The organism is Aquamicrobium aerolatum DSM 21857, from assembly GCF_900113935.1.
Classification (GTDB): domain Bacteria; phylum Pseudomonadota; class Alphaproteobacteria; order Rhizobiales; family Rhizobiaceae; genus Aerobium; species Aerobium aerolatum.
In genome coordinates, this window is record NZ_FORF01000001.1 from 186,154 (window position 1) to 198,172 (window position 12,019).

Annotated in this window: 9 protein-coding genes; 7 read left to right on the forward strand and 2 right to left on the reverse strand. The window is 60.3% G+C overall.

All coding sequences use genetic code 11. From position 1 onward, the window contains the following. Positions 1 to 242: 242 nt before the first annotated feature. Positions 243 to 3,152, forward strand: coding sequence for an isoleucine--tRNA ligase (ileS, locus tag BMZ42_RS00895; RefSeq protein WP_091517571.1), 2,910 nt, complete (start codon positions 243 to 245; stop codon positions 3,150 to 3,152). Between the two features lie 161 nt (positions 3,153 to 3,313). Further along, positions 3,314 to 3,982 carry a hypothetical protein gene (locus BMZ42_RS00900; RefSeq protein WP_244523102.1) on the forward strand — a complete coding sequence of 223 codons (669 nt, stop codon included), beginning with the start codon at positions 3,314 to 3,316 and terminating at the stop codon, positions 3,980 to 3,982. A gap of 10 nt (positions 3,983 to 3,992) precedes the next feature. Here BMZ42_RS00900 and BMZ42_RS00905 read toward each other — a convergent pair whose 3' ends face one another. After that, positions 3,993 to 4,439, reverse strand: a complete 447-nt coding sequence (locus BMZ42_RS00905) for a nucleoside deaminase (RefSeq protein ID WP_091517573.1) — start codon at positions 4,437 to 4,439, stop codon at positions 3,993 to 3,995. Positions 4,440 to 4,517: 78 nt separating this feature from the next. On the opposite strand from BMZ42_RS00905, the gene BMZ42_RS00910 reads away from it, so the two are divergent. The 5 genes from BMZ42_RS00910 (at position 4,518) to BMZ42_RS00930 (ending at position 10,584) form a co-directional block, all read left to right on the forward strand. Then, a complete protein-coding gene (locus tag BMZ42_RS00910) occupies positions 4,518 to 6,323 on the forward strand; it encodes a pseudouridine synthase (protein ID WP_091517574.1) in 1,806 nt (601 codons plus the stop codon). A 2-nt stretch (positions 6,324 to 6,325) separates the two neighbouring features. Further along, positions 6,326 to 6,880 carry a 16S rRNA (guanine(966)-N(2))-methyltransferase RsmD gene (gene rsmD / locus BMZ42_RS00915; RefSeq protein WP_091517576.1) on the forward strand — a complete coding sequence of 185 codons (555 nt, stop codon included), beginning with the start codon at positions 6,326 to 6,328 and terminating at the stop codon, positions 6,878 to 6,880. A 104-nt stretch (positions 6,881 to 6,984) separates the two neighbouring features. Continuing rightward, positions 6,985 to 8,352 carry a M16 family metallopeptidase gene (locus BMZ42_RS00920; RefSeq protein ID WP_091517577.1) on the forward strand — a complete coding sequence of 456 codons (1,368 nt, stop codon included), beginning with the start codon at positions 6,985 to 6,987 and terminating at the stop codon, positions 8,350 to 8,352. Between the two features lie 23 nt (positions 8,353 to 8,375). Continuing rightward, positions 8,376 to 9,713 carry a M16 family metallopeptidase gene (locus BMZ42_RS00925; protein ID WP_091517579.1) on the forward strand — a complete coding sequence of 446 codons (1,338 nt, stop codon included), beginning with the start codon at positions 8,376 to 8,378 and terminating at the stop codon, positions 9,711 to 9,713. Further along, positions 9,703 to 10,584, forward strand: coding sequence for a patatin-like phospholipase family protein (locus tag BMZ42_RS00930; RefSeq protein WP_091517580.1), 882 nt, complete (start codon positions 9,703 to 9,705; stop codon positions 10,582 to 10,584). The genes BMZ42_RS00925 and BMZ42_RS00930 overlap by 11 nt, the downstream gene beginning before the upstream one ends. Here BMZ42_RS00930 and BMZ42_RS00935 read toward each other — a convergent pair. Further along, on the reverse strand, positions 10,571 to 12,004 hold the full coding sequence (locus BMZ42_RS00935) for an MATE family efflux transporter (RefSeq protein ID WP_244523103.1): 1,434 nt from the start codon (positions 12,002 to 12,004) through the stop codon (positions 10,571 to 10,573). The genes BMZ42_RS00930 and BMZ42_RS00935 overlap by 14 nt on opposite strands. Between the last annotated feature and the right edge of the window lie 15 nt (positions 12,005 to 12,019).

The window sequence follows — 12,019 nt, forward strand, 5'->3', positions numbered from 1 at the left end:
GGCTTTCAAACCGCATTGGCCCTTTATTCTGTGCTCGCGCTCAGCTAAAAGCGCGGGCCATGATGACACGCGCTCCTTCCATCGCGATCTCGATACGAATTATTGGCCCGGCCTTCCGGGCGGCCTGAAGGCTGCCGGAAGGTCCGGGATACTTGCGCGCTGATCTTCGCGCGCCTTTCGCCTGTTTATTCAAGCCTTGCCCGGTGCGAACTGCACGCTGGGCCGATAATGCGATGAGACCGATGACCGCCGCTGAACCGATCGACTATTCAAAGACACTCAATCTGCCACAGACGGATTTCCCGATGCGAGCCGGCTTGCCGGACAATGAGCCGAAGCTCGTTGACCGCTGGCAGGGAATGAACCTCTACAAGAAATTGCGCGAAAGCGCCGCCGGACGCCCGCTCTATGTCCTGCATGACGGCCCGCCCTACGCCAATGGCAACATCCATATCGGCCACGCGCTGAACAAGGTTCTCAAGGACGTCATCACGCGTTCGTTCCAGATGCGCGGTTTCAACTCGAATTACGTGCCGGGCTGGGACTGCCACGGCCTGCCGATCGAGTGGAAGATCGAGGAAAAATACCGCGCCGAGGGCAAGAACAAGGACGAGGTGCCGGTCAACGAGTTCCGTCAGGAATGCCGCGAATTCGCCCAGCACTGGATCGACGTTCAGACAGTGGAGTTCAAGCGCCTCGGTATCGAGGGTGACTTCGATAATCCGTATACGACGATGAATTTCCACGCCGAGGCGCGCATCGCTGGCGAGTTGCTGAAATTCGCCATGTCCGGCCAGCTCTATCGTGGCTCCAAGCCTGTGATGTGGTCGGTGGTCGAGCGTACCGCGCTGGCCGAGGCTGAAGTCGAGTATCAGGACTATGAGAGCGACACGATCTGGGTGAAGTTCCCGGTCGCCACCGGCTCGCAGGAGCTTGCCGATGCCCATGTCGTGATCTGGACGACCACTCCATGGACGATCCCCGGCAACCGTGCGGTCAACTATTCGCCGCGCATCGCCTATGGCCTTTATGAAGTCACCGCGGCGGAGAATGATTTCGGCCCGCGTCCCGGCGAAAAGCTGATCTTCGCCGACGCACTCGCCGAAGAGTCGTTTGCCAAAGCAAAGCTCGAATTCAATCGTCTGCGCACTGTCGAGGGCGACGAACTTGCTTCATTGACGCTCGCCCACCCGCTCAAGGGTTTTGGCGGTGGCTATGAATTCGTCGTGCCGATGCTGGCTGGCGACCATGTCACCGACGATGCCGGTACCGGTTTCGTCCATACCGCGCCGGGCCACGGCCGCGAAGACTTTGATGCCTGGATGGATGCCGTCCCCGAGCTGGAAAAGCGCGGTATCGACACGCGCCTGCCGTTCACCGTCGACGACGCCGGCTTCCTGACCAAGGACGCGCCGGGCTTCGGGCCGGACCGCGAAGGTGGCGCTGCTCGTGTCATCGACGACAACGGCAAGAAGGGCGACGCGAACAAGGCGGTGATAGAAGCGCTGATCGGTGCGAATGCGCTGTTTGCCCGCGGTCGCCTCAAGCACTCCTATCCGCATTCCTGGCGCTCGAAGAAGGCGGTCATCTTCCGCAATACGCCACAATGGTTCGTCTACATGGACAAGGATCTTGGCGATGCCACAACGCTGCGCAGCCGCGCGCTGAAGGCTATCGATGAAACCAGGTTTGTTCCAAATGCCGGTCAGACCCGCCTTCGCGCCATGATCGAAGACCGTCCGGATTGGGTCCTGTCGCGTCAGCGCGCATGGGGTGTGCCGATCTCCGTTTTTGCGGACGCTGATGGCGAAATCCTGAGGGACGAAGCCGTCAATGCGCGCATCCTTGAGGCTTTTGAGGCCGAAGGCGCTGACGCGTGGTTTGCAGAAGGCGCACGTGAGCGCTTTCTCGGGGAGCGCGCGGGTGAGCCGTGGCAGATGGTCACGGACATCCTCGACGTGTGGTTCGATTCAGGGTCGACCCACACCTTCACGCTGGAAGACCGCCCGGACATGAAGTGGCCGGCTGACGTCTATCTGGAAGGCTCCGACCAGCATCGCGGCTGGTTCCACTCGTCGCTGCTGGAAAGCTGCGGAACGCGTGGACGTGCGCCCTACGACGCTGTCATCACCCATGGCTTCACCATGGACGAAGACGGTCGCAAAATGTCGAAGTCGCTCGGCAACACGGTGGTGCCGCAGGAGATCATCAAGCAGTCAGGCGCAGACATTCTGCGTCTGTGGGTGATGACGACCGACTATTGGGAAGACCAGCGCCTCGGCAAGAACGTCATCCAGACCAATGTCGATGCCTACCGCAAGATGCGCAACACCATCCGCTGGATGCTGGGCACGCTCGCGCACGACGATGGCGAAGACGTTGCCTTGGACGACATGCCGGAACTCGAGCGGTTGATGCTGCACCGCATTGCCGAACTCGATGAGGTCGTGCGCAAGGGCTATGACGCGTTCGACTTCAAGCGCATCACCCGCACGCTGATCGATTTCATGGTGCTCGAACTTTCGGCGTTCTACTTCGACGTCCGCAAGGATGCGCTGTACTGCGATGCGCCATCCTCCACGAAGCGCAAGGCATCCATCGTCGTCGTACGGCACCTCTTCGACAACCTCGTGACATGGCTCGCACCGATGCTGCCGTTCACCACCGAAGAAGCCTGGCTGTCGCGCTACCCGGATGCGGTTTCGGTTCACCTCGAACAGTTCCGCGACATTCCGGCCGAGTGGAGGAATGATGAGCTTGCCGCCAAGTGGCGCAAAGTGCGTCAGGTTCGAAAGGTTGTGACCGGCGCGCTCGAAATCGAACGCCGCGAAAAGCGCATCGGCTCGTCGCTGGAAGCCGCGCCGATCGTCCATGTGGCCGATGCAGAATTGCGTGCCGCCATCGCCGATGTCGACATGGCCGAGATCTCGATCACGAGCGACATCACGATTCTTGACAGTGACGCTCCTGCCGGTGCGTTCGTTCTTGAGGACGTGAAGGGCGTCGGTGTCGTGCCGGCCATGGCGCAGGGTACGAAATGCGCGCGCTCGTGGCGGTATACGTCGGACGTTGGTTCGGACCCGGCATTCCCGGATGTTTCGGCTCGCGATGCGGCTGCCTTGCATGAGTTGAAGACGCTGGGCCGTCTCTAAAATATGGTCTTGCAATGGCAGTCTCTACGAGGCTGTCATTGCCGAGAGATTGAGAGTGCGATACAAGGTCGCCCGATCGTGCGCCTTGTTGTCGCCGGAATTTCCGGCGAAGTCAGGCAACGAAAGCGGTTCTGATGCCCGGGTATGAGAGGCAGGTTGCATTGAAGATTGATCGCATCACCGGGCGTGGCCATGCGCCGCTTTTCATCGGGCTTACTGTCGCTTGCGCGGCAGCGCTACTGTCAGGCTGCGTGTCGTCTCCAACTTATGGCACCGACAAGACGTCCAGCGAGCAGTTGCTGGATGACATGACGAGCATTGTGTCGATTGGGCCGGGCAGCAATCGGAAGCCGGAAGTCGCTTACAATCCTCGCCCCAATCTCGTGCGTCCGAAGTCCCTCGAAGTGCTTCCTGAGCCGCAGCAGGACATCGCCAGCAACAATCCCGCCTGGCCGGAGTCCCCGGAGCAGCGTCGTGCGCGCATTCGCGCTGAGGCGACAGAGAATCAGGGCAATCCGCATTACCGCCCATCCGTCCGGTCATCGGCGCCAGCTCTTGTGCGCAATCTGGACGACGATGTGACGGAGCAGCGGAAATATTCCGGCATGACTGACGCGCAGCGCGCCGATGTCACCAAGAAGATTCGCGAGCGTAATCAGGGCGATCCGAACGTTCGGCGTTACCTGAGCGAACCGCCAGTCACTTACCGCAGGCCTTCCGACAACGCCGCAGTGGGTGAATTGGGCGAAGACGAACTGAAGAAGCAGCGGCGTCTTGAGCGCGACAGTGGCAAAACCAGCGGTTTGCGCAGTCTGCTGCCCTGGCTGTAACGCACACAGATCAGCGCTTCTGCTGAAAGAAGCGACGGAGCATCAGCGCTGATTGAACTTCACCAATGCCTGTATAGATGTCAGGGCTGTGATGGCAGGTCGGCTGGCTGAAATATGTAATCCCATTGGTGACCGCGCCGCCTTTTTCGTCTGATGCGCCGAAATAGAGCCGCCTGATCCTTGCAAATGAAATGGCGGCGGCGCACATCGGGCAAGGTTCGAGTGTGACGTAAAGGTCCACCTGAGGTAACCTCTCGCTGGAGAGCTTGCTGCAAGCTTCCCGAATGACCAGAATTTCGGCATGTGCGGTCGGGTCGTTGAGTTCACGGGTGCGGTTTCCCGCACGCGCGATGATCTGACCGGCAAGCACTGCAACCGCGCCAATGGGAACTTCGCCTCGATAACTGGCAGACTCGGCCTCCTCGAAGGCACTATCCATGAAAGACGCCGATTTCATCCGATTCCCGCTGATGACAATTAACTCGCAACACCCGACACGCTCTGATAGTTACCCGCGCTGAAAGGCGATTTCCATATGAACGACGATAAACGGAAACCACCCCGTGACAATGCTGGGCGCGGCAGGCCGCGAGACAGTGAGCGCGCACCCTATAAGAAGGCTGAGGGCGGCGCTGGCAAGCCGTTCCGCAAGCGTGAAGAGGGCGATGCCCGTCCGTTCCGCGCTCGTGAGGATGGTGACCGCAAGCCGTATCAGGGCCGTCCCGATGGCGACCGCAAGCCGTTCCGCAAGCGCGAGGAGGGCGACGCCCGTCCGTTCCGCGCTCGCGAAGATGGCGACCGCAAGCCGTATCAGGGTCGCCCGGATGGTGAGCGCAAGCCTTTCCGCAAGCGTGAGGAGGGCGATGCCCGTCCGTTCCGCGCTCGCGAAGATGGCGACCGCAAGCCGTATCAGGGTCGCCCCGATGGTGAGCGCAAGCCGTTCCGCAAGCGCGAGGAGGGCGATGCCCGTCCATTCCGCGCGCGCGAAGATGGCGACCGCAAGTCGTATCAGGGCCGCCCCGATGGTGACCGCAAACCGTTCCGCAAACGTGAGGAGGGCGACGCCCGTCCGGGTCGTCGCGAGCGTGATACCGGTGCAACCGAGCCCGTCATTCATGAAGATGGCGAGCGTATCGCACGGCGTCTGGCACGCGTGGGCATCGCCTCGCGCCGCGACGCTGAGGACATCATTGCCGCTGGCCGCGTGAGGCTGAACGGCAAGGTGCTCGACACGCCGGCGGTCAATGTCGGTCCCAATGATCGCATCGAGGTGGACGGTCAGCTGATCCCTGCCGTGGAGCGGACGCGCGTGTTCCTGTTCCACAAGCCCGCAGGTGTCGTCACGACCAACCGCGATCCTGAAGGCCGTACAACCGTGTTCGATGTGCTGCCGCAAGGGCTGCCACGTCTGATGACGGTCGGCAGGCTGGATATCAACACAGAAGGTCTTTTGCTGCTGACCAATGATGGCGGTCTGTCCCGCGTTCTGGAGCTTCCGACAACCGGTTGGCTGCGACGCTACCGCGTCCGCGTTCATGGTAAGGTGGATCAGGCAGCTCTGGACAGCCTGAAGGACGGCATCGCCGTCGATGGCGTCTTCTACGGGGCCGTGGAAGCGACGTTGGATCGCGAGCAGGGCTCCAACGCCTGGCTCATGCTGGGGCTGCGCGAGGGGAAGAACCGCGAGGTCAAGAACATCCTCGGGGCAATCGGCCTTGAAGTGACGCGCCTGATCCGTGTGTCCTTTGGACCGTTCCAGCTTGGCGAGCTGCGTGAAGGAGAGGTTCGCGAGCTCAAGGGTCGACTGCTGCGCGAACAATTGGGCGACCGGCTTATCGAGGAGGCAGGAGCCAACTTCGAAGCGCCGATCCTCAAGGAATTCACCAATGATGCAACTTCTGTCGTCAAACAGCAGGTAGTTGCAGAAGAGCGCAGCGAATTTCGTCCAAACCGCAAACGCGAGCGTGAAGAAAAACGCGAAAGTGCGCTGGATCGCTTGCAGACGCGCCCGAAGCGGCCCGATGGCTCGGCTCCGAGGCCTGGCCCCAAGCGCGAAGGTGGCCCCAAGTGGGACAGCAACGGTCCCAAGCGGGATGGTGGCGGGAAATTCGGCAAGCGCGAAGAGCGTCCGGTCGAAAGCCCGCGTCCGCGCAACGCTAATGTCTGGATGGCGCCGGGAGCCCGCCCTGTAGGCGAGAAGAAGGCCGCAGTCATGGCGGAGCGCAGCGAAGGCCGACGCTATGCCGGCAAGCCGCGTCCCGCTGGCCCTGCCCGTGGCAAGGACGGCGGCTGGGCCAGCCCGGCGCCGAAGGGACCACGCAAGCCGCGTGACCGCTCCTGAAAATGCGGATTGTCGGTGGTGAATTTCGCGGGCGACCTCTTGCGTCGCCGCGTTCCGACAGCATCCGGCCCACCACGGATCGGACGCGGGAAGCCCTGTTCAATGTCTTGTCCCACTCTTATGCGGACAAGCTGGCCGGCGCGCGGGTCTTGGACCTGTTCGCCGGTACCGGAGCCTTCGGCCTTGAGGCGATGTCTCGGGGCGCGTCGTACTGCGTCTTTATCGAAGAGTCCGCAGAGGGCCGCGGGTTGATCCGCACCAATGTTGAAACATTGGGGCTGCAGGGTCGCACGAAGATTTTTCGGCGCGATGCCACCGCTTTGGGCGAGGCAGGAACAATCGCGCCGTTCGACATCGTGTTCGCCGATCCGCCTTATGGCAAAGGCCTTGCTGAGAAAGCCCTGACTGCAGCAATAGCGGGAGGGTGGCTGAAGCACGACGCGCTCGTTCTGGTAGAGGAAGCTTCGGCGACGCCGTTTGCGACACCCGCAGGTCTGGTTGCTGTGGATCGGCGCGATTATGGCGAAACGTCTGTGACATTCTGCGACCGCGCCTGACTTTCGTCATTCTTCCGCCGGATGAGTTGGCATCTTGTCTGGTTCCGATTGCAAGTTCGCCCCAAGGCGTTAATTCTCGCAATGCTTGGAAGAAGGAAGTTTCGATGAAGCTGATTCCCGATTGTAGCCTTGCGTTGCGGTCCGCAGCCCTGGCTGCGTTTCTCGTGGTGCCTGTGACTGCAGCATCTGCGCTGGAGGCAGGCAACGTCTCGCACTTCACGCTGGACAATGGTCTGGAAGTGGTGGTGGTCCCTGACCGCCGCGCACCGGTGGTCACCCATATGCTTTGGTACAAGGTTGGGAGCGCCGATGAGGCTCCTGGCAAGTCCGGCATCGCCCACTTCTTCGAGCATCTGATGTTCAAGGGCACCAGCACGCACGGCCCCGGCGAATTTTCCGGCTACATTTCCAAGGTTGGCGGACGGGAAAACGCTTTCACGTCCTATGATTACACGGCTTATTTTCAACAGGTCGCGCCGACCGAACTGAAGACGATGATGAGTTTTGAGGCCGACCGGATGCGAAATCTGGTGCTGACCGACGACGTCATCGGGCCAGAGCGGGACGTCATTATCGAGGAACGAAACTCACGCGTGGAATCAAGCCCGCAGGCGCTCCACGGCGAAGAAGTAAGCGCGACCCTCTATCAGAACCATCCCTACCGGATCCCGGTAATCGGGTGGATGCAGGAAATTGAGCAGCTGAATCGCGCCGATGCGGTCGATTTCTATCAGCAGTTCTATGCGCCCAATAATGCCGTACTGGTTGTCACCGGCGATGTGGATGAGGCGACCGTTCGTACGCTGGCAGAGGAAACCTATGGCGCTGTAGAACGAGGCCCGGATTTGCCGCCTCGTGTGCGCCCGGTTGAGCCGGAACAGAACACGCGTCGCATTGTCACGATGAATGATGCCCGTGTCGGCGTCCCGTCCTATTCGAAGCGCTGGGTTGTCCCTTCCTACACTACGGCGAAGGATGGCGAGGCAGAAGCGCTTGAGATCCTTGGCGAAGTTCTTGGCGGGGGCATGCGCAGCCGCATCTATCAGGAAGTCGTGGTGAAGAACGGTCTGGCCTCGGGTGCGGGTGCCTACTATCAGGGCACCGCGCTCGACGACACGACCTTTGCGATCTACGGCTCGCCACGGGGCGATGCGACGATCGAGGACGTCGAGAAGGCGATCGACGCCGAGGTGGCGAAGATCCTCAAGGATGGCATCACCGAGGACGAACTTGCCAAGGCTAAGAAGCGTGCGGTTCGGTCCATGATCTTTGCCCGCGACGATCAGTCGGGCATGGCGCGTATTTACGGTGCAACACTGACTACTGGCGGGACGGTTGAGGAAATCGCCGCCTATCCGGAGCGGATCAATGCTGTCACGGCAGACCAGGTCAAGGCTGTCGCGGTTCGCTATCTCGACGCCCGCCGTTCGGTAACGGGCTATCTTCTTCCGGTAGAGGACGATCGCTCATGACTCGCGTCCAGCCTGGTGAAACTATGACACAACGGATTTCCAATACGCTCACCGTCATGCTGCTGGCGTTGGCATTCCTGACATTCCCGGCAATCGTTGCAGCGCGTGCGGCAGTCGATATCCAGGAGATCACGACCGACAAGGGCATAAAGGTCTGGTTGGTCGAGGACTACACGGTGCCGATCATTTCCGTGCGCTTCGCGTTCAAGGGTGGCTCGGTACAGGATCCCGCGGGGAAGGAAGGGCTTACCACGCTGATGACCGGTCTGTTCGATGAGGGTGCCGGCGACCTGGACGCGGACGCCTTTCAGGAACGGCTTGACGATGTTGGCGCAGAGATCGGATTCACTGCCGGGCAGGATGTCGTTTTGGGACAGATGCGCACGCTTGCAGATGAGCGCGCCAACGCATTTGAGTTGCTCAGCCTTGCCGTGAACAACCCTCGTTTCGACGAAGAGCCGGTCAATCGTATCCGCAGCCAAATGCTGACCGGTATCCAGCGTGAAATGCGCGATCCGGAAGCGCTTGGCCAACAGGCATATGCAAAGGCGCTGTACGGCGATCATCCATATGCGCGCCGCGCAGGCGGAACGCTCGAATCGTTGCCAGCCATCACGCAGGAAGATCTGAAGACCCTTCACAAGCGGACTTTCGCGCGCTCCAATTTCTACATTGCCGTGGTTGGCGCGATTGATGCCGAGACGTTGAAAGGCGAACTGGATCGCGTCTTCGGCGAGCTGCCGGAACAGGCCGAACTGACGGAAATTCCCTTCGTCGAGCCGAAGCTCGATCAGGTCGTCCTCTACCCCTACGATCTTCCGCAATCGACGTTGCAGATGACCTACCCCGGCATTGATCGCGACGATCCGGAGTTCTTTCCTGCGTTCCTGATGAACCACATTCTCGGAGGCGGTGTGTTTTCCTCGCGCCTCTTCAATGAGGTTCGCGAAAAGCGCGGCCTGACCTATGGCGTTGGCTCGGGACTGATCAACGGCGATTATTCCAACTCGCTGTTCATCGGAACATCGACGCGCGCTGACCGAGCGCAGGAAACACTTCAGGTGATCCGCGACACGATCCAGACATTTCTGGATGAGGGAGCGACAGAAGAAGAGCTGGAAGCAACAAAGACCTATCTCGTCGGCGCCTATCCGATCAACAATCTGGATTCGTCATCTTCGGTTGCCAGCACTTTGGTTCAGCTCCAGATCGATGACCGTGGCGTCGACTATATCGACCGTCGTGTCGGCTATATCGAAGCGGTGACACTGGAGCAGGTGAAAGCCGCTGCAGAACGTTTGCTGAAGGCAAAGCCTGCCGTGTTGATTATTGGTCCTGAAACCGCTGGCAATGGCGGTTAGCAGCCGTAAGCGCCACGACCCCACATTCGCCGTTGCTTTTGGCGGTGGGGGTGCGCGTGGGCTCGCGCATATTCACGTGATCGACGCGCTCGATGAGCTGGGCATTCGGCCCGTCGCTGTGTCTGGTGCGTCGATAGGTGCGATCATGGCTGCGGGCGTTTCCGCAGGCATGTCGGGCCAGGATATACGCGACTATGCTGTCGGAAACCTTGGCAATTCGTCAGAGGTGGCTTCGCGTATCTGGCGGTCGCGTCCCGAGACACTCTCAGACCTTTTCAAGGGTGGGATGCGACTGGGCCAATTCAATATCGAGCGTGTTCTGCGCGCATTTTTGCCGGAAGATATCCCGGAAACATTCGAAGAGTTGCACATTCCGCTGAAGATCGTTGCGACAGACTACTTTGCGCATCGCGAGGTGGTGTTTTCCCATGGAAGTCTGTTCCCGGCGCTCTCGGCATCGGCGGCGTTACCCGCTGTATTCCGCCCTATCCGCTACCAGGGACGTTTGCTCATAGACGGTGGGATGGTGAACCCGATCCCGTTCGATCTCGTGTCCGAACATGCGGACATCGTCATCGCTGTTGACGTGATCGGGGCACCTGAGAAGAACGACCGTCCACCTGAACCGGGCTCGATTGAGCTTTTGTTTGGCGCGAGCCAGATCATGATGGAATCCATCGTCGCCCTGAAGTTGCAGCAGGTACGTCCGCAGATATTGCTGCGGCCATCCGTATCTCGTTTCGGCGTGCTCGATTTCCTGAAGGTCGAGAAGGTGATGGCAGATACAGCCTACATCAAGGACGAATTGAAACGCGCGATAGACGATGCTGTTGCGCGGTTTCACGACGAGATTGAGCCTACTGGATTGTAGAGGCCTTGCCGGTCGAAAAAGGTGACTGAGCAGCAGGTGGAGGCGGAGGCAAATCCAACTGGCTGGGCGGTGCGCTGCTGCCGATATTTCTGACAACGCGGAACGCGACGATCATTGCGCCGATCCCGAACACCACGGCCCCGAGAGCCCATCCACCAAGAACGCCGAGGGCACCATAGTATTTTGCGCCGATCCAGACGAAAGGGATAATACCGAGCGTCGAGCGGCCCCAGTTGAACAGGGTGGAATAGGTCGGGAAGCCCAGATTGTTGAATGCAGCGCTGGCGACGAACAAAGCTCCGTTGAACAGGAACGTTCCGGCGGCAAAGACACAGAAGAATACCACCTGATCGCGCGCGGCTCCCGTTGCTCCAAACAGGTCGGCGATGGGGTGTGCGAAAATTGCCAGCAGCGCCCAGACGACGCAGCAATAGACCATCACAAAGATCAATGCGTCGCGCATGGCTGTATTGAGCCGATCATAGCGCCGGGCCCCGTAGTTCTGGCCGAGGATCGGGCCGATCGCGCCTGACAGTGCAAAAATGACTCCGAAGGCGACCGGAATTACGCGACCGACAATTGCCCAGCCGGCAACAGATTCGTCTCCAAAATGCGCCATCTCGATGGTCACGTAAGCGTTGCCCACGGGGGTCGCCAGTTGAGTGAGAACCGCGGGCAGGCCAATTCCGAAGAAGGGCTTGGCAACTTCGGCGAGCTTGCGCGGATCCGGCATGGCCATGAGCCTATGCACGACATGGGCCCCATGGATGCCGACAGCAAGCAGCACGACGCGCGAGAGCACTGTTGCAATCGCAGCGCCCTCCAGCCCAAGGCCAAATCCGAAGATGAGAATCGGATCGAGGATGGCAGTCGCGATGCCACCGGTCAGCGTCACATACATTGCCCGTCGCGCATCACCCGCACCGCGCATGATGCCGGTCGTTGCCATTCCCATCGAGACCAGCGGCGTTGACGGCATCACGATCTGAAGAAAAGCCGTGGTGAGCTCGCGCGTTTCGCCTGTCGCGCCGAGGAGGCCCACCAAGGTGTCGAGAAACGGCCACGCGGCAATGGTGATAAAGCCGGTCACGAGGCCGATGAAGAGCATCGAGGCACCACCATGGCGCGCAGCCTCGGCACGTTCACCACGCCCGAGCGCACGTGAGACAAGTGCCGAAGATGCGATCGTGAAGCCGATCGACACCGAAACGAAGAAGAACATCAGCGTGCTGGCAAAGCCGATCGCCGCCGCGAGTTCCTGTACGCCCAGCATGGAAATGTAGAACAGGTTGAGCGCATCAACGATGAAGATGGCGATGAGGCCGATGGACCCGGTTGCTGTCATCACCGCGACGTGACGCATCGTTGATCCGGTGACGAATTTCGCCTGATGGTTGGGGGGATTTGAGGGCTTGGCCATGAGACTCGCTTGGTG

Excerpts from the sequence above, each read along its gene's own strand:
- BMZ42_RS00930 (WP_091517580.1), top strand. The coding sequence starts at position 9,703 with ATGGCGGTTAGCAGCCGTAAGCGCCACGACCCCACATTCGCCGTTGCT.
- BMZ42_RS00910 (WP_091517574.1), top strand. The coding sequence starts at position 4,518 with ATGAACGACGATAAACGGAAACCACCCCGTGACAATGCTGGGCGCGGC.
- BMZ42_RS00920 (WP_091517577.1), top strand. The coding sequence starts at position 6,985 with ATGAAGCTGATTCCCGATTGTAGCCTTGCGTTGCGGTCCGCAGCCCTG.
- BMZ42_RS00935 (WP_244523103.1), bottom strand. The coding sequence starts at position 12,004 with ATGGCCAAGCCCTCAAATCCCCCCAACCATCAGGCGAAATTCGTCACC.
- rsmD (WP_091517576.1), top strand. The coding sequence starts at position 6,326 with ATGCGGATTGTCGGTGGTGAATTTCGCGGGCGACCTCTTGCGTCGCCG.
- BMZ42_RS00905 (WP_091517573.1), bottom strand. The coding sequence starts at position 4,439 with ATGAAATCGGCGTCTTTCATGGATAGTGCCTTCGAGGAGGCCGAGTCT.
- ileS (WP_091517571.1), top strand. The coding sequence starts at position 243 with ATGACCGCCGCTGAACCGATCGACTATTCAAAGACACTCAATCTGCCA.
- BMZ42_RS00925 (WP_091517579.1), top strand. The coding sequence starts at position 8,376 with ATGACACAACGGATTTCCAATACGCTCACCGTCATGCTGCTGGCGTTG.